This is a genomic window from Pseudomonas sp. FW300-N2A2, assembly GCF_017351735.1.
GTDB classification, from domain to species: domain Bacteria; phylum Pseudomonadota; class Gammaproteobacteria; order Pseudomonadales; family Pseudomonadaceae; genus Aquipseudomonas; species Aquipseudomonas migulae.
The window spans coordinates 1-24,214 of sequence record NZ_JACNDU010000019.1 but is presented as its reverse complement, the minus strand read 5'-3'; the positions used below and the strand labels follow the sequence as shown (position 1 = coordinate 24,214).

Genomic DNA, 24,214 nt, shown 5'->3' with positions numbered 1-24,214 from the left:
CGCCGTGTACAAGCTCAGCTTCTTTGTTCCGACCAGTCATGTCGAAGTGGTCAAAAGCGCTGTGTTCGCTGCCGGTGGCGGGCGAATCGGTGCTTACGAGCACTGCGCATGGCAGGTGTTGGGCCTGGGTCAGTTTCGTCCAATGGAGGGCAGTCAGCCGTTCATTGGCGAAGCAGGGCAGGTCGAACAGGTTGAGGAATGGAAAGTTGAGCTGGTGGTGGCGGATGAGTTGATCCGTTCGGTGGTGGCGGCTTTGAAACAGAGCCATCCCTACGAGACACCGGCTTATGAAGTGTGGCGGCTGGAGGATTTCTGATCCGCTGACCGCTGTAATGAAAAACCCGCTACGGCGGGTTTTTTGTTGCCCACAAATTTATAGATCAACATGCAAACCCTGTAGGAGCTGGCTTGCCAGCGATAGCGTCCTGTCAGCCGACATCAACGTTGAATGTTGAACCGCCATCGCCGGCAAGCCGGCTCCTACAAGGGATCACAAAAAAAGGCGACCCCCTCACGGGAGTCGCCTTTGCTTTAACTGCCGCTAAAACTTATTCGGACAGTTTGTACGCAATCACATAGTCACCTTGCTTGGTGCCCAGCGATCCATGACCGCCCGCCACGACGAGCACGTATTGCTTGCCGTCCTTGCCGGTGTAGGTCATCGGGGTGGTTTGCGCGCCCGCAGGCAGGCGACCTTCCCACAGTTGCTTGCCGTTTTTCACGTCGTAGGCACGCAGGTACTGGTCGAGGGTGCCGCTCAGGAAGCCAACGCCACCGGCGGTGGTGAAGGTGCCGCCCAGGCTAGGCACGCCCATGCTCAGCGGGATCGGAACCGGCGAGCTGTCGCGCACGGTGCCGTTCTTGTGTTTCCACAGGACTTTGGCGGTGGTCAGGTCGATCGCCGCTACATAACCCCATGCCGGCGCCTGGCACGGCAGGCCCATTGGCGACAGCAATGCTTCGAGGACTACGCCGTACGGCGCGCCTTTGTTGGGCTGCACGCCTTCGGTTTCGCTTTTACGCGGGCCTTGGGCTGCGATTTCGGCGGCCGGGATCAGTTTCGATTTGAACGCCATGTAGCTCGGGTTCACGAAAGCGATCTGACGCACCGGGTCAACCGAGATGCCGCCCCAGTCGAACACGCCGAAGTTGCCTGGATACACGATCGAACCCTGCAGCGACGGCGGGGTGAACGGGCCGTCGTAGCGCATGGATTTAAAGTCGATCCGGCAGATCAGTTGGTCGAACGGCGTCACGCCCCACATGTCGCGCTCTTGCAGCGGCGGCGGCATGAGGTTGAGGTCGGATTTCGGTTGGGTCGGCGAGGTGTGATCACCTTCGACAGCGCCTTGCGGAACCGGCACTTCGTTGATCGGCACAATCGCCTGGCCGGTGCTGCGGTCCAGTACGTAGATGCTGCCTTGCTTGGTGGACGCGAGTACCGCCGGCTTCACGCCGTCTGCGGTTTTCAGGTCCATCAGGGTTGGCTGGCCACCGACGTCCATGTCCCACAGGTCATGGTGGGTGAACTGGAAGTGCCAGCGCACTTTGCCGGTGCCGATGTCGAGGGCGGTCAGGCCGGCGGCGTGCAGTTCCGATTCCGGGGTGCGAGCGCCACCGAACTGATCCGGCGTCTGGTTGCCCATCGGCAGGTACAGCATGCCGAGTTTTTCATCGACGGCGAACATGGACCACATGTTCGGCGAGTTGCGGGTGTAGACCTTGCCTTCGGCAATCGGCGTGGTGTCGTCCGGATTGCCGCTGTCCCAGTTCCACACCAGTTTGCCGGTGTGCACGTCGAACGCGCGGATCACGCCGCTCGGCTCGTCGGTGGAGACGTTGTCGGTGACGTGGCCGCCAATCACCACCAGATCCTTGGTGACCGCTGGAGGCGAGGTGGAGTAGTAACCGCCGGCGGTGAAACCACCGATGTTGGCGCGCAGGTCGACCTGGCCTTTGTCGCCGAAGTCTTCGCACATCTTGCCGGTGTCGGCGTTCAGGGCGATCAGGCGGGTGTCGGCGGTCGGCAGGAAGATACGGCGTGGGCAAACGCTGGCGACAGGCGCGCTGGCGCTGCCGGTCGGGCTCTGCTCGGAGGCGTAAGCCGCGTCATCGTGATACGTCACGCCACGGCAGGTCATGTGCGCCCAACCCTTGAAGTTCGCCGCGTTTTGCGTGGAGAGCTTCGGATCGAAACGCCAGATTTCCTTGCCGGTGTCCGGGTCCAGTGCGATCACTTGGCTGTGCGGCGTACACACATAGAGCATGCCGTTGGCTTTCAGCGGAGTGTTTTCAGCGGTGGTTTCACCCGGATCGTTCGGCCCCGGCAGGTCGCCGGTGCGGTAGGTCCAGGCCGGAACGAGCTTGTTGACGTTCTGCGGGGTGATCTGCGCCAGCGGCGAGTAACGGTCACCGTGAGCGCTGCGGCCGTAGGAGTTCCAGTCACCGTCGGGCATGGCCGGGGCGGTGTTGGTCATGCCCGGTACGCTGTCGCGGTCCAGTTGGCCTTTGATTTCACCGGGGTTGGTGAATTGGCTGGCCAGTGCGGTCACGCCCGCGAGCACCACGGCCACGCTCAGTGCGCCGGTGCCTTTCGGTGCAGCGCCTTCGCGCAGCAGCGGACGACGGAACCACGGCAGCAACATGACGATGCCCAGCGCGAACAACATTGCCAGACGCGGCACCAGTTGCCACCAGTCGAGGCCGACTTCCCACAAGGCCCAAACGGTACTGGCGAACAGCACCAGCGCGTACAGGCCCAAGGCTGCGCGGCGAGCGAGAATCAGCAGCACGCCGGTCAGCGCCAGGCCGATACCGGCCAGCAGGTAATACAGCGAGCCGCCGAGCATGCTCAGCTTGATCCCCCCGGCCAGCATGGCCAGGCCCATTAGCAGAAGCAGAATGCCGAGCAGGGTCGGCAATAGACGGCTTCGACTCAAAGCACCATCAGTGCTCATAGTGTGGTTCTCCGTGACGTTTCAAGTAGTCCCGCGCAAGTTCACTGTAGATGACGATCTGGCGCGGGCATGGTTCATATAAAAACTGGAACTGTTAATGCGGTCCCTGTAGGAGCCGGCTTGCCGGCGATAGCGGTGTGTCAGTCGACATCTGTTTGGCTGATACACCGCCATCGCCGGCAAGCCGGCTCCTACAAGGGTTTTGCGGTGTTTGTTAGAACTGCGACTGGATCTTGATCCCGCCAATCAGCGCGTCATCGACCTTGTCCACGCCACCGGGGTGGCGGATGTATTGCAGATTCGGGCGCACGGTCAGCCAGTTGGTGACGTGCACGCCGTAATAGAGTTCGGCGCTGTATTCGGTGTCCTGCGGCGGCAGGAAGGACGGATCGTCGAAGTCGGAGACCGCGTGGGCCTGATTGCTTGCCTCGGCGTTTTTGCGATAGGCCGGGTTGACGTGAACACGGGCGAGGGCGAAACCGATGTCGTCCTTGGCGCGCGCATCGAACAAGCCTTTGTAGACGACGCCCGCCTGGACATAGTTGTCGATGGCGTTGGTCTTCTTGTCGTGCATCGTGCCGTTGGCGAACACGCTCAGGCCACGGGAGTTGTCGCTGGCGCGGCTGGTGATCTGCTGCTGCACACCCAGCCAGACGCCGTGTTTGCTCGACGCGCTGCGGTAGGCCTCACCACTCAGGGCGGCGGGCTGGCCATTGCTGTCCTTGTAGGCATCGGTAGCGTTGGCGTTGCTGTAGTAGTAACCGGCGCGGTATTCGCCCGGCAGGCCGTTGAGCTTCGGCGTCCACACCAGCTCCACCGGCAAAATTGCGCCTTGGGTGCCGCTGCCGCTGAGCTTGAAACCGTTGCCGCGATCGAGGTTCGACGGGTTCTGCTCATACGCGCCGACCTGCGCGTACAGCTCTGGCGTCAGGTGATACTTGACCCGCATCGCCCACTGGCTGACCGGCCAGTTGTACCAGATGCCCCCGACCCAGTTACCGACCTGGGAGCCGCAGAACGCCAGGTTCTGGAAGTCGCAGGGGAAACTGTTGAAATCTTCGCCTTCGCCGAAACGGCCGACCTTGATGTCGAGCTTCTGATCGAAGAATTTCTGCTGATACCACATCTGCGTCAGGCGCCAGGTTTGCCCGCGACCCCAGACTTCCTGCGCTGAAGTGAAACCGCCGACCCGCGGATCGTTGATCCGGTCGTTGCTGATGTTGTTGCCGTTACGCTCGGTGATGGTCAGCTGAAATTCAGCGTCGTCCCAACCGAGGATCTTCTGCAGATCGAGATGCGTGCCGAGGCCGAACTGATCGCTGTAGCGCGCGGTGCGATCGTGGTCGTAGCCGCCGTGCAGATTGCTGCCCATTTCACCGGTGTAATCGACTTTGAAGTCGTAGCCTTTTTCCGAAAGTTCGGTGCGCGTGCCGTTCCAGTCGCCGAGCATCCACGGCGATTCGCTATCGAAGGCCGGGGCGGCCTGAACGCAGGTGGCGAGGCCCAGCGCGGTGAATCCGCTGATCAGGTTAAGGGCTTTTCGCTGGGAAACAGGCGTGCAGACAGCGCTGTCTCGCAAAAATTGAACATAAGGCATAGAGAGGGAATTCTTGATCTTTTTCTGGGGAGTGAGGGGCGAAGCGGTTAGCGGAAGCGTTTCAGCAGGTTCGGGCGTAAGGATAATGTTCTGTTACAAATAGAGAAAGGCCTTTTGCCGAGATGAATTTTTGTTGATTCGGTAACAGTCAGCACACCACAACACCCTGTAGGAGCCGGCTTGCCGGCGATGGCGGTCTCACGTTCTATGCGAGATTCAATGGCCCCATCGCTGGCAAACGGAACGCCGCCCGGCCGCTCCTACAAGGGATTGCGTGATCCCATTCAAATGTTTTGTTCCGTTTCGCCTACATTCAACAGATAGCGCACAGACGCCTTTCCCCCAAGGCGGCCCTCGGCTAAGGTGCGCGGCTTCCAATTCATCTATCGCTCGAAGGCCCGGCATGACCGAACAGAACAACAACCCGCTGCATGGCGTGACACTGGAGCAGATCCTCAACGCGCTGGTTGAACATTACGAATGGTCGGGGCTGGCCGAGCGCATCGATATCCGCTGCTTCAAGAGTGATCCGAGCATCAAGTCGAGCCTGACCTTCCTGCGCAAGACCCCGTGGGCGCGGGAGAAGGTCGAACGCTTGTACGTCAAGTTGATGCGTACCAAGCGACCGCTCTGAACATGATCATGCAACCTGCCGTGCGCCGTCGTTTTGTGGCCGTGGCTGCTGTCCTCGGCTGGGCGGGATTGAGCATTCAGCTGTACCTGATTTTCTATTCGCGCTGGACGCTGGGCGCCAGTCTGCTGGGCGGGCTGGTGAGTTTTTTCAGCTACTTCACCGTGCTCAGCAACACGCTGGTGGCGACAGTGCTGACCTGCGCGCTGACGTCCCGCGAGTCGGCTGCGCGACGCTGGTTTTTGCTGCCGTGGGTGAGTGGCGGGATTGCCGTGAGCATCGCCGTGGTCGGCCTCGCCTACAACATTCTGTTGCGTCATCTGTGGCATCCCGACGGCTGGCAATGGCTGGCCGATGAGCTGATGCACGACGTCATGCCGTTGCTGTTTCTGGCCTGGTGGTGGTTGTGTGTGCCCAAAGGCACCCTGCGTCTGCGGCACATTGCGTTGTGGGTGATTTACCCGTTGCTGTACTTCGCGTATGCGCTGCTGCGCGGGCATCTGCTGGCGGTTTATCCCTATCCGTTCATTGATGTCGACAAGCTGGGTTATCCACAGGTGTTTGTGAATGCAGGCGGATTGTTGGCGGGGTTTGTGGTGATTGCGTTGTTGGTGATCGCGCTGGATCGGTGGCGGCTGAGTCACACGGACCTGTAGGAGCGGCCGGGCGGCGTTCCGTTTGCCGGCGATGGCGGCCTCGAGATTGATACAAGATTCAAGGGCCCCATCGCCGGCAAGCCGGCTCCTACAAGGTCTGTGTTTATTCCTCGTCGCTGTCGTCCAGGCGCCAGTAGCCGACGGCTTTGACGAACTGCTCGTTCAGCCCGTGCTCGTCCAGCAGCACCCGACGAATCTGCCGCGACACTTTGGTCTCGGTCGCCACCCACGCGTATAGATTGCCGCTGGGCACTTGCAGCTGTTTCACGGTGGTCAGCAAGTTGTTCTTGCCACCTTCGCGCAACACCCAGATCACATTGACGTGCGCCGGGCTTTCGAGCTTTTGCTGTTCCGCGCCGTTCTCCACTTCAATGATCACCAGTGCCTGGCGATTGGCCGCCAAACCCTCCAGCCGTCGCGCAATCGCGGGGATTGCCGTCTCGTCACCAATCAGCAAATAGCTGTCGAACATGTCCGGCACGATCATCGATCCCCGTGGCCCGCCAATGTGCAGGAACTGTCCCGGTTTGGCCTGTTCCGCCCAGGTCGAAGCAGGGCCGTCGCCGTGCAACACAAAGTCGATGTCCAGTTCCAGCGTGTCGAGGTCGTAGCGACGCGGCGTGTAGTCGCGCATCGCCGGCATCGGGCCGTTGTCCTTGCCGGCACCGAGCACCAGGGTCTCCAGCGCCGCTTGTTCTGCCGCGTTCTGCGGGAACAGCAGTTTGACGTGGTCGTCTGTGCCGAGGCTGATGAAACCTGCCAGCTCAGGCCCACCCAGGGTAATCCGGCGCATGCGCGGGGTCAGGTCAACCACGCGCAACACTTGCAGGCGACGGCGTTTGATTTCATGCATCACGCGGTGAATGGTGTGCTCGATCACTTCAGTCATTCAGCTTTCTCCTGAGCGGGTTGAACCAAGGGGCCGTCGACGATGGCTTTGGCTGTGTTGTTGAGCAGGGCGGCGACCCGAATGATTTCTTCTGCGCTCCAGCGACCGTGGTGCAGTTGCAACGCGTGACGCAGGTTATGCACCGCTTCGTGGATCTCGGGCGGACGGTCATGGCCGCGCAATGAGCGCTTGCTGACATCGATGCGCATCCGCACACCGTCCAGTGCAACCGCTTGCTCACTTAAAGACAGACGACCGGCGTCGGTCACGCTGTAGCGTTTTTTTCCGCCTTCGGCATCGCCCTGGATCATTTCGCTTTCTTCCAGAAAGGTCAGGGTCGGGTAGATCACGCCGGGGCTGGGGCTGTAGGCGCCGTCGAACATGCCTTCGATCTGGCGGATCAAGTCGTAGCCGTGGCAGGGCTGTTCGGCAATGAGCGCGAGCAGCAGCAATTTCAGATCGCCGGGGGCAAACACCCGTGGGCCGCGACCGCCGCGTTCGCGGCCGGGGCGTTTCTCGAAGCCGTCGCGGCCGTCACCGTGTTCGCGGTGGGGGGAATGATGGTCTCTCATTTTTCCTTCTCTCTGTCGTGTTTAGATACAACTTAAGATATATCTTATCGAGAGGGCAAGCGAAAGGGACCAACGGTCGTCGCCGAAGGGCGTCGTGGCGGATTTCAGTGCGGGGCGGGAAAAAGGCGTTTTGCAGCTTGCTGTTTTAGAGTGTTTGATCTAATTATGCGTAACTAACAGAGAGTGGTTATTAATAATTAGACCTAAGTAGTCTTTGTCTTACAGAGACTGTATTTAGTTTGACTGTGTGCTTTTTTTGTTAAAACTGTTTGTAGTATGTTTCTGTCGGGTGAACGGTTTAATTATTGATTTTTCGGGTTTTTTCTACTGGGTCGTGGGCGGTTGTTACTACATGTTCTTCGGAAGTTGCGTACTTACTTTCTCAAGTAATTGGCCGATCATTCTCCTCGTCGAAAGTTGAGCCAAATTGCCACTATTTAAACCGGCAATAGGGACGATTCACGCTTTCCACGGACCAATCCTTTGAAAAAGACAGGTACTAAACAATGTTCAAGAAGTTTGCAATCGCCGTTCCGATGACCCTCCTGGCCCTGAGTGCTTCGATGGCGTTCGCTGCGGATGAATCGCGCACCTCCATCAACATCACTGCGGAAATCCCGAGCAAAGTGTTTCACGCTCAACCCGTGGACCTGAACTTCGGTAAAGACGAAAGAATGCAGTACCAAATTGGCGCCGGCACCCTGTCGGAGGTCCGTGGCACCTACGATATCCAGCACACCAACGGCTCGGTGGGCGCATACGTCGTCGGCGGCCCGACGCCGCTGTTCAACGGTAATGCGAGCTTGAACATTCCGCTGACCTACACCTTCAACGGCACCGTACTGACTGCCGATTCGAAGGAAGTGGTCGGCGACGTCGAGTCCAACGGTGGCATGCGCGCCGACCTGGTTATTACTGCAGAAAAGCCGGGCAACAATCAGGTGGGTATTTACACCGCCAACCCCGTCGTCATGTTTGATGCCATTCCGCGCATCTGAATGACAGCGTTCTGTCAGCAAGTTCTTGCTTGATAACGCTCACCGATCGATAGGGCCGTAGTCCCTGTCGATCGGGTTTCACCGTCTTTATCCACAGAGTATTTCTTTCATGTTCCCGATGACTCCCATCGCGACGGCGCTTGCCTTGTGTTTTTGCGCAACTGCCCTGGCCGCGCCAGCGGATAACGGTCACACACCTCGAAGTTTGCTGGCGCAGGCAAAGGGTTTGCCGAGCGAATTCGAAGAACACTTCTTCGATGTACCGTTGGCGGTGCGCGTGGAACTTGATCAACAATTTCTGGGGGAGGCGATGGTCGTGTTGACCCGCGACGACCGCATCACCCTCGTTGACTTTACCGATGTCAGCGATAGCACGATCAAAGCCAGTGAACGCGACACCTGGTCTAGCTATTTGAAGCAAGGCGTGGTGCTGGGCAACTGCGAGGCGAAATGTCCCGAGCGGCTATTGGCCGTGCACTACAGCCTGGAAAACTCGCTGGTGTCGATCCTCACGGAAAACGCCGAGCGCGACGATCAGGTCCAGCGTTATTACAACCAGCCCGAAGGCGGCAGCACCGGCTTGATCGTGCGCAACCAGTTGAACCTCAACGGCGGGCAAAACCAGGACCTCGGCGGGCGCTATGGTCTTGAAGCCAGCAGCAGCCTCGGCAACTGGACTCAAGCGGTGAACCTGCAACTGTCGCGACTGGGCGGTGTGGATAACCAGACCTATCACGCCGTGCATGAGCTCTATACCCAGCGTGAACTGGAAGGCAGCTTTGTGCGCCTGGGCTATTTCACCCCCACCTCCGAAGGGCTGACTCGCCAGCCGCGTTCCTTCGGCGCGAGTCCCGACACGGCGCTGGGCGTGATGTACGGCAGCTCCGACAGCCTGGCCATCAACCAGCCGACACCGGCGGTCTACCCGATCTACGTCACCGCCAATCGCCAGGGCTCGGTGGAGATCTACCGCGACGGTTTGCTGATCAATACGCAGGCGATGCCCGCCGGCCTGCAAACTCTCGACACGCGGCCGTTGCCCGGCGGCATCTATGAAGTGGAAGTGCGCCTGATCGAAGACGGCCAGATCACCTCCAGCACCCAGGAACTGGTCTACAAACCGAACAATTGGCGCAACCACGACGAGCAATGGCGCTACAACCTGTTCGCCGGGCGTGAATCCAAATTTCTCAGCAACTGGGACGATCAGAACGACGGCGACATGACGGCCGGTGCCGCCTTCAACTTTCTGCTGCACCCGCGAGTCATCCTCGGCCTGTCAGGTCGACAGGTGCGTGACAGCCTGCAATATGGCACCTCGGTCGATTGGGCCGTCGTCAACAATGCCAGCGTCTATGCCAACGTCTACAAGACCGAGGACCACGGCACCGGTTTCGACGTGCAGGGGCTTTATTCCTACGGCAGCGGCAGCATCGTCGCCAGCCACAACCGCAGTTGGCTCGACACGACCCGGCTCTACGACACGCTGCCGGACGGCACGCGAGTACGACAGCGCAACGTGTTTATCGGCCAGACCAGCAACTCGTCGTTGTCGCTGAACCATCGGCTCACCAGCAAAAGTTCGGTCAATGCCAGGGTGTCCCACAGCGAGGGCAACACCGAAGGCGTCGGCGTGGATCTGGGCTGGAGCCAGCGCAGCCAATTGTTCGGCAGCGACGCCAACTGGCGCTTGTCGCTGTTCGACAGGCCTGGCAGTTTCAGCTCGGGCAATGACCGCAATCGTGGCGTCGACCTGAGCGTCAACATCGCCCTGGGCGGGCCGGGCGAACAGATCTCCGGCAGCATCGGCACCCGCACCGATCGCGACGGCGGGCGCGATAACAATGCCTCGGTCACCTACCGCAAAGACTTGCAGGATCACCTGCTGCAAAGCGTTTCCGCCACAGCCATTACCGACACCTATGGCATCGGTATGAACGCGATGGCGACGATGCAATCGGAGCGGGTCAACGCTGACGGTTTTATCCAGCGCTCCTCATTCAACAACGACTTTACCGGTGGTCTGAACCTCGACAGCACTGTCGCCGTCGGCGGGCAAAAAATGGTCGTGACCAGCCAATACCACCGCAACGGTGCCGGCATGATCATCGATGTCGAATCGGACATCGATGACATCGCCCTGCGCGCCGACGATTTGAGCGGTGGCAGCGCGGTGCTCAGGCCGGGGCGCAATTTCGTGCCGATCACCGCCTACAAAAGCAGCTCGGTCAGTTTCGATTTCGAGGGCAATCACGTGCCGGCCGCGACCATCCAGCCGGCCCGTTCCAGCTATCACCTGAACAAGGGCGGCGTCGAGTATCGCCAGGTTCGCGTGATGAAAACCCTCACCGTGCTCGGTCGCCTGGTGGACTACCAGGGCAGCCCGCTCAAGGGCCATCACATCATCAACCACGCCAGTCGCGGAGTGAGTGAAGTGGACGGCTTCTTCTCCATGGAAATGAACGCCGGTTCACCGACCCTGGAAGTGCGCCACGGCAACCAGTTGCTGTGCCAGTTCCGACTCGACCCGAGCCGCGGCCGCACGGAAAACAATGTGCTGATGATCGGCGACCTGCGTTGCACCCCGGATACGTTGGCTGACGCAGCGACAGGGACGCCGACGGCAGGCTGATGCCCGGCAATACGCACTTTATCTACGAGGTAAATGACGATGAAACGTCGGTTGGCACTGATTGGTTTTTGTTTGTTCACGCAGACGGCACACGCCGGGCCGAGCATCAATATCGGCACGGTTTACGACTACCTGGACGGTGATAAAAGTACCTATTTGAAACGTGTCTTCAATGGCGGCGACAGCACCGCTTTCGTCAAGGTCAACATCCTGGAAATCCTTTACGACGCTGACGGAAAGTCGCAGGAAGTACCGCTCAAATCCAGTGCCGACGGCAGCGCCCGGGACGGCTTGATGGCCAGCCCGGCGCGGCTGATTGTGCCTGCCAGTGGCATGCAAGGCACCCGGTTGTTGTACATGGGCGAGCGCGACCGCGAGCGTTATTTCCGCGTGCGTTTCGTGCCGGTGGTGCCGGAGAAAGAAGACGAGTTCGCGGTCTCCGGTGAAGAGCGTGAGGAATACAAGAAAACCCTGTCCGCCGGGGTCACGGTGCTGGCCGGGTATGGCGCGGTGTTTTTCGTCCGGCCCAAGGACACGCGTTACGCCAGCATGATCGAGAACGGCGCGAAGGATTACCGCATCCGCAACGACGGCAACACCGTGGTGGTGATCGATGAATTCAAGGATTGCGCGGTCAAGAACGAGCAGGAGTGTATGCCGACCACCAAGCATCACATCCTCGCGGGCCGCAGTTTTCAGTTCGAAAAACAGGCCGGTCGCGAGTATCGCTTCACACTGGTTGAAGGCGAGAGCAGCAAGAAACTCGATGTGAAGGGCTGATGACCATGTTCAGAAAACTGATGGTTCTGATGGTGTCGGCAATGGCCTGCCATTCAGCGTTTGCTGCCCGCGAAGTGCACCACTTCGACGTGTTCGTGACGATTCCGAACCAGGCGTTCTACGTCATTCCCGCAGACCCCGGCTGGATTCACCGCGAACAGCAGTTGCCTTGGAATCTGGCGACCTCGACCTTGGGCGGCTTGCGCAAGTATTTCGATGTGAAGAATGAAGCCGGCGCCATCGAAGCCCGGCTTGAGGGCCGGCCTTACCTGTCCAACGGGACCGCGGCCGACGACATTGGATTGCGCGTGCTGTTCAACGGCAAGTTGCTGAGCGAACTGGAGAGTAGCGAGGTGGTGTCGATGAGCGAGGCCGCGCCGGGTAAACGTGTGTTGCTGGAGATCGCGCCGGTGCCGCCTGTCGATGGGGTTTATAAGCCGGGCAGTTATTTCGGCAGCGTCAACTTGCTTTTCAACGCAGTGTTGCCGGGGGCATAGATGTTTGGTTTTGTCGCAGCAGATGTTTTCGTATGTTTATGCCGGGAAAGTGCTGGCATGGTTCTAATGGGACGGTGGAGTTCGTATTGATGAAATCATCCAAACGATTGCGATCGTTAATCTTGTTTGCCCTGGTGAGCTTGATTGTTGGAGCTACGGGTTCGGCTTTCGCAGTCACCCTGGAAATGAGTGCCGTGTTTCGACCTGATCCGGCAAACCCCATGCGCAACGCCTTCGAGAACACCACACCGCAAGGCGGTCATTGCAAGGAGCACCCAACGTACTGTGGGCCTGGTGTCTTCAGTATTGGGGTGCCGATCCGGTTCAGGGCTGTAGCGCCCATTCAGGCTTTGCACGAAGAACGCCAGGGGCCTATGTTTCGGCTTCCGTCCTCATGGAAGGACACGACGGTCATTCATGATGAAACGGGTGAGTCTGCGACGGTCAGAATGCGTTTCAGCGGAATCGGGGCGGCCTATACAATCAAGACACCTCTTGACTCTAGCACCTGGATCGACCACTGGGGATGGCCGTCGCCACCCTGTGTCAAGGGCGGAACGAGCTACGGCAACTCCTATTATTTCGCTTTTTTCTGGAGGATCCCGGCGGATGGAGGTGTTTGTTCGAAGCAAGCTCAGTTGCCGATAACGCAAGACTATGGTTTTGCCTATGAAAATATGAGCTTTTCATACGAGCTGGCAACGCCCAATCCCTTGCAGATGTCGACGGGAACTTACAGGGGTGTTTTGAATTATGTCGTGGGTCCTCTTGGCGATTTTGATATGGGCGATATCATGTTGCCTGATGACGATTTGATAAGCCTTAATTTCACTCTAAGTGTCGAACATGCGCTCAAAGTGGAGATTCCACCGGGCGGCAATCGCGTCGAATTGGTCCCGCAGGGTGGCTGGCAAGCCTGGCTGACACAGGGGCGCAAGCCGACACGGCTGTTCCGGGATCAGACATTCAATGTGTCATCGTCGAGCCGTTTCAAGATGAACCTCGATTGCCAGTACAGCCTGGATGGCAACCGTTGTTCGGTGCGCGACCCGGTTTCAGGACATACCGTGCCGCTCGACGTCAGCGTGACCCTGCCCAGTGGCCTGGTGGATGCCGCCGCGCAACCGGTCAATCGCCGGCCGTTGCGGCGCGACGGCAGTGGCACCGAGTTGTTCCAGCCACGCTTTTATGTCGATCGCAAGCCGGGAGCGTTGCACTTCGAGATTGCCCAAGACGAAGTCGGCGAAATGCTCAAACCCGGTGTCGGCCGATCCTACTCCGGCCTTGTCACGGTGATCTGGGATTCCGAAGTGGGTTAAGGCTTGAACCCTGATGCATCACCCGATGCATCAGGGTTTCCCGATTATTGCCCTGCGGCTTTTTGCAATGCTGCGCGGGTCAGCTTTCTGCTCAGCTCTTTTTCTTCGTAGCCCATGTCTTGTAGCAGTCGGAAGTAGACCTCATCACTCATGTCTTCATCGGTGAGCACCACACTGTCATCGACATCCAGGCGGCGGGCGAGGTCTTGCAGGCGCTGCTTGAGCACACGTCGTTGTGCAATCTGTTGGTTTTTGGAGCGGGCCCAGGCGTACTGAGCTTCGCGCAACTCATCCAGCAAGTCACTCTTGGTTTCGTACAGCCGGGTATTGCGCCTGAACTCGTTCGGGTAGGTGTCACGCAAGTATTTCTCCCAGAACGGCTGTTCGAGCATGTCGTTGATCAAACCGTCGCCGGCCTCCATCGACATCACCGTATCGAAGGCGGTGTCGAGGGTTTTGGCGCTCACGCGGGCCAAGGGGCGATGCAGCATCGACTCCGATTGCCACGGCAAGCCGAGGCGTTGAGCCAGGCCGGTTTCGTAGGCGAGGTAAACCTCCACCTCATCGGGATTGCCTTCACGGCCGCCGAAATCCGCACGGGCGATGTCATCCACGCGGGCGAGGCGAGCGGCACCTTTTGCCAGGTTCACCAGTTTGTTTTCGAGGACGGCGTTGGACGTCGACAAGGCGTAGGCTTCGGAGGCGAGCACCTTGATGCCCATGTGGTTGAACACTTGGGCCCCGGCATCGGCGCAGGTGGTGGGCGCCTTGGCCATTTCGAACAGTTCGTTGCGTAACGGAGTGTCCAGGTCGATGGCCTCGACCATGCGCCAGACACGGCTGCTGAGTTGTTGGCGCAATTCACCGCCGGCGCGGTAATCGGCGGAGAGTGTCTGTTTCTGGATCAAGGCAAAGAAATCTTCGGAGCCAGGCTCGGTCATCAGATCGTGCCAGGCGTCCTCGCGGAAAGTACCCAGCCCTCCGACCTCGGGACTCCACCAGACAGAGTCGTCCTTCGTCGGCCATTGGTGCATGGTGTTGGCGGCCGCATCGACATAGGGCTGGTCGGGAGCAATGCCGACCGAACGCCGATAGGCTTTGAACGTGATCTGGTTTTCCTGCGAAAGACTCTTTGGAAACAAGCGGGTCCGCGCCACGAGGAAGGCCTCCTCCGAGCCTGGCACGACCGTTGGAATGACGCTGATCGGGTTCTCCTGCAAATCCAGATAGAAGCCCCGTGGTCGACGTTTGCTGAAGGGCCCGAACAGGCCATCGGGCCAGGTGGTTGCCCCTGTGTTGCTCAAACTCAGGATTCTCAGTTTGGGCATGCGTCCGACGTTCGGAAGATTGCCCAGCCGCGTGTTGTCATCGAGCCTGATGGTTTCCAGGTGAGTCAGGTTTCGCAGTTGCTCGACGGCCGACGGCGTCAACGTGATGTCATTGTTCATCAGCCGCAACGTCCGCAGGTGGTGCATCTTGCCGATGGTCTCGGGAAGTCGCGTCAACCCGCAGTTGCGGGCGCTCAGTTGACGAAGGTGTGGGAATTCGCCCAACAGGCCGGAAGAGGTTTCGGAAAAGTGGGTGCGATCCAGATTCAAGGTGCTGATCTGATCGACGTAATGTTTGATATCCGGCGGCAGTTCCTTCCACCAGCGTTCGAGGTCGGGTACATCGAACTCTACGGACAGGTCCAGCGCATAACCGCCGTCGACCGTGGTACTGCGCTCACCGAAAACGGTGGATTTTCTTTTGAAACAATCGATGAGCCGTTCGGCAATGTGCTGTCCGCCACCGCGTACGAACCCTTGTCGATCAGGCCCCCATGTCTCCGGCCGCTGGTATTGCCACCGATTGAGTATCACGCGCAGGTCATCGAGCTCTCGATCCAGCCTCGTCAGCGTCTGACGTCCTTGCTCTGGCGAACCCAGGGATCGAACGAAGGTAGCGACCTCTCGTTCGTTGAAGTGCGGGTACACATCCTGCACCCGTTCGGTGAGCGTGGCGGCAGTGATGGAGAAGCCGGGACCGCGCAACAGCATCATGTCTTCGTGGTTCGCCATCGGGCGGATCGGCGGGGCGGCGAGTGCGGTGCGGCGTTCGGCCGGAGTATCGGTCCTGGCCATGACCCATTGCCTGAAAAACGCCCCCTGGCCTGGTCGATAACCCAACTGCGCCTGTTTGTTATTCGGCAACGCCGTGAGCACGGCTTCGAAAAAATCAGCGGCGTCGTGCAGTTTGTGGTTGTCGGCGTCCCAGACTTCGAACCGGTTGGCGTCGTCCTTGACCAGCACCCGCACCGTCGTCGCATCATGTGCCCCCACGCTGCCGCGCAGTGGTCCGGCATCGTTGCCTTCACGCACCTCGATACGCAATTGCGCGAAGGTGTCGGTATGAATCCTGAGCGCATTCAGCACCAGGCTTTCGGTTTGCGCCACCCACTGCGCGCCGTCATGAAAGCCCTCGTACGCATGGTTGGTCCGGGCTTCGAAGGCGGCTTCACGGGCGCGGCTCTTTAGGCTCAACGGCAGGCGTCGTTCCTGGGTCATGCGCGTGAGGTCGGCCGCGTCGGAACTGTTCAGCAGCGTCTGTGCCGCGCGGGTCGGCAGCTCGGGGAATGTCTGGCGAATGAGTCGGACCTGCGGGTCGTCGGACGCTTCTGCACCTTGGTAAAGCTGATTGACGATGTCTGCGTTCAATCGATTGGCTTCGTCCGCCAGTCGATTGCGCAGGGCTTGCACCTGTTCACTTTTGGCGGTTGACCGACCGAGCATCGCTTGCAGCTCTTCTTCACTGAGAAACTCGACAAGCCTCGGCGCAAACTGTTCGCTCATGAGCTGCGACTGGCTGGTGGACAGTGTCTGCGCCTCGCTCGCCTCGGCATTGCCGTACTGGCGAAAGCGCCCGGTCATGTCGGCGTCTTCGTAAACCTTCAGGGCTTTATCCACAGGCCAGCCGTCCAGGTAAGTCGCCAGGGATTCAAACCACCAGGAGGCAGGGTCCAGAGGTTGACCGGTTCGAATCCGTTCAATGGTCTCACGTGTCCGGTGCTGGATTTTCAAGCGTGTGAGGCTGTCGTCCAGTAGCGGTGGCGGGGTCGTGTTGTCGACGTACATCCGGCGCAGCGCAGCGTCGTCGGTGCCGCTGGCGATGCGCACATGGTCCAGTTCTGCGTCGCTGAAGCCGTCCACGGAATGGCCGAGGCGACGCATCAATGTCGGGCGCTGCCACGCTCGCGGGTTCTCGGCTTCGTGGGTCCAGGCGCCCTGGCCGTTATGTTTCAACCCGGGTAAATAGGCGTTGTCGCGATGCGGGTGCTTGACGCGGTAGTTGCCGGTTTGCGGATCTTTTTGCACGGCATAGTGTTTGTCATCCAGCGGCAAAATGTCCTGGCCTTCGTGGGCATGGAGACCCAATGCGTCAGGTTTCGCTTTAGCGGGCAGTTTTACATCCGGCCTCTCATAAGGCTTGAGATCGGGATGCCAAAGCCGTGGTTCGCCATTGGGCAGAGCCACCGGTTTCATGCCTTCGATCAGCGGCGAAAGCTTCAGGCGCGCAACGTTGCCGATCTTCACCCCGGCGGCGAACGCTACCAACTGAATGACGTCAGTCACTACGCCGATGATGTGTTCGGCAGCTTCAGTCCACAGCCCCATGGTCATATCCAGGATGCCTTCGATGACGTCACTGGCCATCTGATACGCCGTGTAGACCATCATCAATTCACCCAGCCCCGGAACGAACGGCGTGACGACCATCAGCGCGACGTTGAAGATGTCCGAGACTATTTTCTTGAAGTTTTCCCACCAGGCCCATCGGGCATTGCTATCGCTATCGGCGGTGGACACGGCAATGTGTCGGGCGTCATTCAGCACTTTATTGAGCTTCTGCTGGAAGAGGTATTCCCAGAGTTCGCCTGGTATCGGTGCCGCCTTGAAATGCAGATTGGGTTTGTCGACGGGCACTTCCCGCCAGCTCGGGCCCTGCTCCAGCGGCGCTTTCTGATGCCATTTCACCTCGAACAGACGTTGCTGCAGCCCGCCGAAAAAATGCCCGCGCTCCGATTGATCGACGAACCGACTGAAGTACTGCTGGTAGGTCATGCCGGTGGATGAAACGACGTTGTTGTCGCGCAGCTGGCGCGTCAGTTCATTCATGAACGCGACGGTCGAGGGGTACTCTTTCAGTGGGTGCTCAGGGTCCTGGGGGACGTAAACAATCACCGGCGTCACCTCACGGATGTGTTGTTCCGGCCTGGGTGTGATCAACACGATTGCGCTCAGCGGGCTGTCGAGAATCGACAGTTCGGCAAATTGCATCACCCGGCCTTTACGGGTGAGGTTGCGCTGGCCATCAAGCATTTTCAGGATCAGGTCACTGGCCTCGGCGTCGATGTCGCCCTTCAGAACAGCCAATTGGGCGGCGGCTTTGAACGCGGCTTTCTCGCTCTCGACGATTTTTAACTTCAATAAACCTCGGGCGAGGCCGTCACTGGGCAGCAACTGTTCTTCGAGGTATTTCGTGTAGCGCGCGCCGATGTCCAGTTCGCGGCAGAGGTTCTGGAACTGGGCAATGGACATTTTGCGTTTGATCGGCAGGACGTCGAAGTGCCCGCGTGCGTCGGGCTGGCTGATGAAGACCGAGTCCGGTTCGCAGGTTTCGTGACGTGCGAAGTTGTGCAGGGCGGCGTCCAGCAATGAGACGGTCCGGGTAACAACACCGCCGGAGACGTCGAAGACATACCACGGGCGTGCTTTGGGTAAGTACAGATGCAGGAACGTGCGGGTGACATCGACATCGACGTTGAATTTTTTTTGCAGTGCGTCGGTGAGTAACGGTTTGGCGAACGCGTAAACGTCCTGCACTTCATCCATGAACCGGTCGACTGCATTCTGCGCGGACCAGAGGTCAAGATTGGCTTTTTGTAACGGCGCATGGTCGAAGTCTGTGACGCTTCGGACCCAATGTCCTGAAGCCGTTTGTGTGCGGCTCAGTTCATGAGCCCGTCGCACTGAAGCGCCTTTGAAAACGGGGTGGATACGGTTCTTGATGAACGCGTAATGGTGACCTTTATTGTCGTCGGCCACGGGTGACGGTAGCGCTGATATACGTCCGTGTAAGTCAGTCATGCTTTCAATAAACCTTGAGCATTAAGTGGAGTGACCAGCCTAACGCCCGAGGTTCAAAGTAAAAGTCTGAATTCCCGCTGCTTGAATAGCGTTCTTCCCGGCAAAGCATTGGAATTTTCAATGCCGAAAATAATTAATTACCACCATCGTTTTTCAGCGTCGTGCGACCTCCACGGGCAGGCATTGCGTATGCGTGCCCGGTTGCAGATACGGCGTGAGAATCGGTGCCATGCCCTTGAGCACTTGCACCGGCAGGGCCGAGGTGAACTTGAAGGCTTCGGCCGTGCGACCGGGTACGAATGCGGTCAACGTACCGAAGTGGCTATCACCGATATAAAACACAAAGGTGGCCGTGCGGTTGATCGACTTCGAACTCAAGATTCGCCCACCGGAACCAATGGCTTCGATGCGGTTGTCACCGGTCCCGGTCTTGCCGCCCATGGCCAGCGGCTTGCCATCGGGGGTGATGAAACTGCCGGAAACACGTTTGGCCGTACCCGCGTCCACCACGTGCGACAAGGCCTCGCGCATGGCCGTGGCCACTTCGGACGGCATCACCCGTTTACCCACATCCGGGTCGTTGATCAGCTTGGTTTCATAGGGCGTATTCGCCGCGAAATGCAGGCTGTCGATACGCAGCGTCGGCATGCGCACGCCGTCGTTGAGGATGGTGCCGATCAACTCCGCCAACGCGGCAGGTCGGTCGCCGGAACTGCCGATGGCGGTGGCCAGCGAGGGCACCAGGTGATCGAACGGATAGCCGACTTTCTGCCAGCGCGCGTGAATGTCGAGGAAGGCCTCGATCTCCAGCATGGTGCGGATGCGGCCATCACGGGCACCCTTATGCTTGCTTTTGAATAGCCAGCTATAGACTTCCTGGCGTTCAAACTGGCTGGCCTTGACGATTTCGCTCCACTTGGCGTCAGGATGATTCAACAAATAACCGATCAGCCACAATTCCAGCGGGTGAACCTTGGCGATGAAGCCCTGGTCCGGCAAATCGTAGATGCCTGGGCTGTAATTTTCGTAAAGCCGTTGCAGGCGTTCGTCGGTGAGTTTCTCGGTGAGCTTGGCGCCTGAGAGGTGCGAGCGCACGAAGGTGTTGAAGCTCTCCTGACTGGCTTGCGGCAACAGGTAGCGATGCACCGCAGCCATGCGAATCGGGGTCGGGCGCATGCTGTCGAGGAAGGTTTCGAGCCGTGCCTGGGTGTCCTTGTTTTTGTAGCGCTTCCAGAACTTCAGCAGGAACGAAGTGCCCTCGCGGTCGGCGAACTCGGCCAGGTATTCCTGACGCCGGGGATCGCGGTCGTCCCCGAGCAGTGCAGCGCTGTTGTTCGGGCCGGAATAGGTGGTGTAGCGCACCAGATCGCGCATCAGCCGAATGAACGGCAGGTTGATCGATTCGCGCAGGGCATCGCGCAAGGTCGGTATGCGACCGTTGTCTTCCTTGCGGAAGTTGACGAAGGTATGCAGCCCGCCGCCGGTAAAAAAGGCTTCGCCGGGGCTGGCCGAGTATTTGCGGTCCAGCGCGGCGCTGAGCATGGCCGACAGGTTGTGGTCCTTGTTCTCGATCAGGTAATCGACAGCCCAGCGGCTCAGGCGATCCTGATCCGGGACGTCGACTTTCTTCAGTTCCGGGATGGTCATTTCGGCGTACTTGTCGTGCAGCTCGGCAATGATTTGCAGATAAGTCGTCAGTACCCGCATTTTCGCGGTGGAGCCCAATTCCAGTTTGCTGCCTTCGTTGATATCGAATGGCTGATCGGTGCTGTCGGTTTGCACGCGCACCCGCGAACCGTCCGGGGTCAGTTCGAACAGCGTGAAGCTGTAGCGCACTTGCGTGGTGCTGGTGGGGGTGAGCAGGCGTTCGCCCATCAAACCGATCTGCGTTGCAAACGCCGGGTCGGCCAAGTGCTTGAGGTACTCGGTGACCTGGGTTTGCAGTTCGCCTTGCAGGGTACTGGTGGCCGAGAGATCCAGGCGATCGAGGTCGTACAGCGGACGATTGAGCAACCCGCCCAGGCGACTGCGCGCCACGCTGATGCCTTTGTTGGTTTCGATCGGTTGAATGGTCGGCTGGGTCTGCCAGTCGCGATAGGTCACTTTGCTGGCCAATGCGGCGGCGGCGAACGGTGTGTCGATCACAAAGTTTTGCGCCAACAGGCGAATGTGGCTGTCGGTGAGGTCGGCCAGCTCATCGCGGCCCTTGGTCAGGTAGTGGGAAGGGCGGCGCTGGGCAATCATCAACGACAGCATTTCACGCAGGGCCAGGCCTTTTTCCGCCATGGCCTTTGGATCCGTGTCGGTACTGGCCAGCCGTTCGTTGGCCTTGTTGAAATCGGCGCCGTACCAGACACGCAAACCTTCGGCCATGCCGTGCACTTCCCCGTGGCCGGGCACGGCGGACAGGGGCACGCTGTTGAGGTAATCACGCACCACGTTCTGGCGCGCCGCAAGCGTTTCCGGCCCCGCTTGATAGGCACGAACGCTGGCGGAAATCATCTGGCGGATTTTTTCCCCGCCGGACACGGTCAAGCCGTCGGGCGAGTGTCGATACTTCTCGAGTTGCGTCGCGAGGGTACTGCCGCCCGCCGATTGGCCAGGCATGTGCAGCATTTTGGCGACCTGCGACCACGCCGCCATGCCGAAGCGTGGCCAATCCACGGCGGGGTTGGCCCGGGGCTGACGAGGATCGAGCAGGAAGCGGTTTTCGATGAACAGCAAACTGCTGACCACCACCGGCGGAATCGCGTCAAAGCTTGAATAGAGCTGCTGCGGGTATTTGTACTGATACAGCGGCGCCGCATGGCAATCGGTGATCGACAATCCTGCCTGGATCTTTTCCGCATAGGGCACGAAAAAGCCTTTGTCGGTGTAGTCCATCAACGGTTGGGAAAAGCGGGTCTGTGCCGCAACGACGTAGTCGCGCTTGATCAGACGCGGCAGGAATTCACCCAGAGAGCTGTAGCCCAGACGCAAGTCAAAAGGACCGGCCCCTGGATAGCGAATGGAGTCGCTTGGGCCTGGCTTCAGTTCGTAACTCAGGGTAGCGGCATATTTGCTGGCTTCCCGGGATTGGAACTTCGAGGTACGCATTTCCCTGGCAGCGGCCAACCCCAGAGCAATCAGGATAATCAACACCAGCAACCAAAACGCCTTCCACCCGTGTTTGGTACGACTACGACGGGGTTTTTCGGGGATAGGCGCTTCATCCACACGTTCAGTCGGGACCACAGTTTTACTCGTATCGGTTTGCCATAACGCGCCCATAGTCGACTGATCCATTCACGCAGATTGATCGGACTTGTTTGAAGCTTAGACGGTGGATGCTGCCGGTGAAAAAATTGTGAACACCCGGATATCGAATATTCACCATGACGAGGGATGAGCGAATGTTCTTTTTGCAGGGGGCTGGCTTGTTGGCGATGGCGGTTTCACGGTCGCCATCGCCAGCAAGCCGGCTCCTACAGGGGGGAGGTGAGCCCGATATTTTGAATCGCGCCCCGATCCGTAGGAGCCGGCTTGCTGGCGATGGCGATTTCATGGACGCCATCGCCGGTAAGCCAGCTCCTACAGGGGGGGAGGTGACCCTGACATTTTGGACAGCGCCCCCGATCCGTAGGAGCCGGCTTGCTGGCGATGGCGATTTCATGGACGCCATCGCCAGCAAGCCAGCTCCTACAGGAGTGCCGTACTAGAGCCATCGCCGAGTAAATGCTGCCTAGGTAGGGGCATGACGATGCACCAATGCTGTGCAATACTCCGCGCCGCTTTAGCGGTAAAAATTCCTACAAAAGTCAGGTAATGCACCTCCAAAAACCGCGCTTTTGCCGAGAGTTCTCGCTGAATATTGTGGGTTGTAGAGTGAAATATCCTGCTGGAAGCTTTTTAGACTGCACGTCCCGCTGATCTTGGAGGGTTTTGCCCTGCAGGACGGTTCTGCCCACGAAGCAGGTCCGGTTTCAGGCAAGCAATGGCTTATCGGTCAGCGCTTCGACACTCGGTGGTCATATCCAATAACAAGACGAGGTTGTACCCCTATGCCAGTCGGCAATCACCTGCCCCACGGCGAGACCGCTCAGGGCGGCCCGCTTAAACGCGAACTCGGCGAACGGCATATTCGCTTGATGGCACTCGGTGCCTGTATCGGTGTCGGTCTGTTTCTCGGTTCGGCCAAGGCCATCGAAATGGCTGGCCCAGCCATCATGCTGTCCTACATCATCGGCGGTCTGGCGATCCTGGTGATCATGCGCGCCCTCGGCGAAATGGCTGTGCACAACCCGGTCGCCGGCTCCTTCAGCCGTTATGCCCAAGACTACCTTGGCCCGTTGGCGGGCTTCCTGACTGGCTGGAACTATTGGTTCCTGTGGCTGGTGACTTGTGTCGCGGAAATCACCGCAGTGGCGGTGTACATGGGCGTCTGGTTTCCCGAGGTCCCGCGCTGGATCTGGGCACTTGCCGCGTTGGTCAGCATGGGCTCGATCAACCTGATCGCAGTAAAAGCCTTCGGTGAATTCGAATTCTGGTTCGCCCTGATCAAGATCGTCACCATCATTGCGATGGTGATCGGCGGCGTCGGCGTGATCGCATTCGGTTTCGGCAACGACGGCGTGGCGTTGGGGATTTCCAATCTCTGGGCTCACGGCGGCTTCATGCCGAACGGCGTGCAAGGTGTGTTGATGTCCCTGCAAATGGTGATGTTCGCCTACCTCGGCGTCGAGATGATCGGCCTGACCGCCGGTGAAGCGAAGAACCCGCAGAAGACCATTCCAAACGCGATCGGCTCGGTGTTCTGGCGGATTCTGCTGTTCTACGTCGGCGCGCTGTTTGTGATTCTGTCGATCTACCCGTGGAATGACATCGGCACCCAGGGCAGTCCGTTTGTGATGACCTTTGAGCGTCTGGGCATCAAGACCGCCGCTGGCATCATCAACTTCGTGGTGATCACTGCTGCACTGTCGTCCTGCAATGGCGGCATTTTCAGTACGGGGCGCATGCTCTATAGCCTGGCGCAGAATGGTCAGGCCCCGGCCGGTTTTGCCAAGACGTCGAACAACGGGGTGCCGCGTCGCGCGCTGTTGCTGTCGATTTTCGCCTTGTTGCTGGGGGTGCTGCTTAATTACCTGGTGCCGGAAAAAGTCTTCGTTTGGGTGACGGCCATTGCTACTTTCGGCGCGATCTGGACCTGGGTGATGATCCTGCTGGCTCAGCTCAAGTTTCGCAAAGGTCTGAGCGCCAGCGAGCGGGCCGGGTTGAAATACAAGATGTGGTTGTACCCGGTGAGTTCGTATCTGGCACTGGCGTTTTTGGTGTTGGTGGTTGGGTTGATGGCGTACTTCCCGGACACTCGGGTGGCGCTGTATGTGGGGCCGGCGTTTCTGGTGCTGCTGACGGTGTTGTTTTATGTGTTCAAGTTGCAGCCGACTGGTGTGTCGCAAGGTGCTGTGCGTTCGGCTTCATAGGGGGTGGATGGGGGGCAGATCCGTTGCTGCGGTGACGGCGGCTGGCGGTTTCGCCCTTACGGCGAGTCACTTGGAAAAGCGCCAAGTAACCAAGCGCT

General features: G+C 59.1%; 15 protein-coding genes. 9 read left to right on the top strand and 6 right to left on the bottom strand.

The window, feature by feature from the left end:
• The first annotated feature begins 4 nt into the window (after positions 1 to 4).
• Entirely contained in the window at positions 5 to 316 is a 312-nt protein-coding gene (locus tag J4E42_RS20620; RefSeq protein WP_032828634.1) for a YqfO family protein, read from the top strand.
• Between the two features lie 232 nt (positions 317 to 548).
• Here J4E42_RS20620 and J4E42_RS20615 read toward each other — a convergent pair whose 3' ends face one another.
• A complete protein-coding gene (locus J4E42_RS20615; RefSeq protein WP_207286055.1) occupies positions 549 to 2,957 on the bottom strand; it encodes a glucose/quinate/shikimate family membrane-bound PQQ-dependent dehydrogenase in 2,409 nt (802 codons plus the stop codon).
• A 214-nt stretch (positions 2,958 to 3,171) separates the two neighbouring features.
• Positions 3,172 to 4,554 (bottom strand): carbohydrate porin, encoded by a 1,383-nt coding sequence (locus J4E42_RS20610; protein ID WP_207286054.1) that lies wholly within the window; start codon positions 4,552 to 4,554, stop codon positions 3,172 to 3,174.
• Between the two features lie 403 nt (positions 4,555 to 4,957).
• Here J4E42_RS20610 and J4E42_RS20605 point away from each other — a divergent pair, with 403 nt between their 5' ends.
• Together J4E42_RS20605 and J4E42_RS20600 are read left to right on the top strand one after the other, a co-directional pair.
• Entirely contained in the window at positions 4,958 to 5,188 is a 231-nt protein-coding gene (locus tag J4E42_RS20605) for a VF530 family DNA-binding protein (RefSeq protein ID WP_007903672.1), read from the top strand.
• 2 nt (positions 5,189 to 5,190) lie between these two features.
• Positions 5,191 to 5,841 (top strand): Pr6Pr family membrane protein, encoded by a 651-nt coding sequence (locus J4E42_RS20600; protein ID WP_207286053.1) that lies wholly within the window; start codon positions 5,191 to 5,193, stop codon positions 5,839 to 5,841.
• A 103-nt stretch (positions 5,842 to 5,944) separates the two neighbouring features.
• On the opposite strand, the gene J4E42_RS20595 is transcribed toward J4E42_RS20600, so the two are convergent.
• On the bottom strand, positions 5,945 to 6,730 hold the full coding sequence (locus J4E42_RS20595) for a siderophore-interacting protein (protein WP_207286052.1): 786 nt from the start codon (positions 6,728 to 6,730) through the stop codon (positions 5,945 to 5,947).
• Positions 6,727 to 7,302, bottom strand: coding sequence for a PadR family transcriptional regulator (locus J4E42_RS20590; protein WP_008026701.1), 576 nt, complete (start codon positions 7,300 to 7,302; stop codon positions 6,727 to 6,729). Before J4E42_RS20590 ends, J4E42_RS20595 begins: the two co-directional genes overlap by 4 nt.
• A gap of 506 nt (positions 7,303 to 7,808) precedes the next feature.
• On the opposite strand from J4E42_RS20590, the gene J4E42_RS20585 reads away from it, so the two are divergent.
• The 5 genes from J4E42_RS20585 (at position 7,809) to J4E42_RS20565 (ending at position 13,528) form a co-directional block, all read left to right on the top strand.
• A complete protein-coding gene (locus tag J4E42_RS20585) occupies positions 7,809 to 8,300 on the top strand; it encodes a CS1 type fimbrial major subunit (protein ID WP_207286051.1) in 492 nt (163 codons plus the stop codon).
• Between the two features lie 109 nt (positions 8,301 to 8,409).
• A complete protein-coding gene (locus tag J4E42_RS20580) occupies positions 8,410 to 10,932 on the top strand; it encodes a CS1-pili formation C-terminal domain-containing protein (protein ID WP_207286050.1) in 2,523 nt (840 codons plus the stop codon).
• Positions 10,933 to 10,971: 39 nt separating this feature from the next.
• Positions 10,972 to 11,712: a molecular chaperone gene (locus J4E42_RS20575; protein WP_207286049.1), complete on the top strand. Its 741-nt coding sequence runs from the start codon at positions 10,972 to 10,974 to the stop codon at positions 11,710 to 11,712.
• Positions 11,713 to 11,717: 5 nt separating this feature from the next.
• Positions 11,718 to 12,209 carry a CS1 type fimbrial major subunit gene (locus J4E42_RS20570; RefSeq protein WP_207286048.1) on the top strand — a complete coding sequence of 164 codons (492 nt, stop codon included), beginning with the start codon at positions 11,718 to 11,720 and terminating at the stop codon, positions 12,207 to 12,209.
• 89 nt (positions 12,210 to 12,298) lie between these two features.
• A complete protein-coding gene (locus J4E42_RS20565) occupies positions 12,299 to 13,528 on the top strand; it encodes a hypothetical protein (protein ID WP_207286047.1) in 1,230 nt (409 codons plus the stop codon).
• A 44-nt stretch (positions 13,529 to 13,572) separates the two neighbouring features.
• Here the strand turns inward: J4E42_RS20565 and J4E42_RS20560 are convergent, their stop codons facing one another.
• Together J4E42_RS20560 and J4E42_RS20555 are read right to left on the bottom strand one after the other, a co-directional pair.
• Positions 13,573 to 18,399, bottom strand: a complete 4,827-nt coding sequence (locus J4E42_RS20560; RefSeq protein ID WP_404943253.1) for an NEL-type E3 ubiquitin ligase domain-containing protein — start codon at positions 18,397 to 18,399, stop codon at positions 13,573 to 13,575.
• Positions 18,400 to 18,807: 408 nt separating this feature from the next.
• Positions 18,808 to 21,924, bottom strand: a complete 3,117-nt coding sequence (locus J4E42_RS20555; RefSeq protein ID WP_207286045.1) for a transglycosylase domain-containing protein — start codon at positions 21,922 to 21,924, stop codon at positions 18,808 to 18,810.
• 770 nt (positions 21,925 to 22,694) lie between these two features.
• On the opposite strand from J4E42_RS20555, the gene J4E42_RS20550 reads away from it, so the two are divergent.
• On the top strand, positions 22,695 to 24,116 hold the full coding sequence (locus J4E42_RS20550; protein WP_207286044.1) for an amino acid permease: 1,422 nt from the start codon (positions 22,695 to 22,697) through the stop codon (positions 24,114 to 24,116).
• The last annotated feature ends 98 nt before the right edge of the window (positions 24,117 to 24,214 follow it).

Coding starts and splice junctions, on each gene's coding strand:
- J4E42_RS20615 (WP_207286055.1), bottom strand. CDS start 2,957: ATGAGCACTGATGGTGCTTTGAGTCGAAGCCGTCTATTGCCGACCCTG.
- J4E42_RS20610 (WP_207286054.1), bottom strand. CDS start 4,554: ATGCCTTATGTTCAATTTTTGCGAGACAGCGCTGTCTGCACGCCTGTT.
- J4E42_RS20605 (WP_007903672.1), top strand. CDS start 4,958: ATGACCGAACAGAACAACAACCCGCTGCATGGCGTGACACTGGAGCAG.
- J4E42_RS20600 (WP_207286053.1), top strand. CDS start 5,191: ATGATCATGCAACCTGCCGTGCGCCGTCGTTTTGTGGCCGTGGCTGCT.
- J4E42_RS20595 (WP_207286052.1), bottom strand. CDS start 6,730: ATGACTGAAGTGATCGAGCACACCATTCACCGCGTGATGCATGAAATC.
- J4E42_RS20590 (WP_008026701.1), bottom strand. CDS start 7,302: ATGAGAGACCATCATTCCCCCCACCGCGAACACGGTGACGGCCGCGAC.
- J4E42_RS20585 (WP_207286051.1), top strand. CDS start 7,809: ATGTTCAAGAAGTTTGCAATCGCCGTTCCGATGACCCTCCTGGCCCTG.
- J4E42_RS20580 (WP_207286050.1), top strand. CDS start 8,410: ATGTTCCCGATGACTCCCATCGCGACGGCGCTTGCCTTGTGTTTTTGC.
- J4E42_RS20575 (WP_207286049.1), top strand. CDS start 10,972: ATGAAACGTCGGTTGGCACTGATTGGTTTTTGTTTGTTCACGCAGACG.
- J4E42_RS20570 (WP_207286048.1), top strand. CDS start 11,718: ATGTTCAGAAAACTGATGGTTCTGATGGTGTCGGCAATGGCCTGCCAT.
- J4E42_RS20565 (WP_207286047.1), top strand. CDS start 12,299: ATGAAATCATCCAAACGATTGCGATCGTTAATCTTGTTTGCCCTGGTG.
- J4E42_RS20560 (WP_404943253.1), bottom strand. CDS start 18,399: ATGGATGAAGTGCAGGACGTTTACGCGTTCGCCAAACCGTTACTCACC.
- J4E42_RS20555 (WP_207286045.1), bottom strand. CDS start 21,924: ATGGGCGCGTTATGGCAAACCGATACGAGTAAAACTGTGGTCCCGACT.
- J4E42_RS20550 (WP_207286044.1), top strand. CDS start 22,695: ATGCCAGTCGGCAATCACCTGCCCCACGGCGAGACCGCTCAGGGCGGC.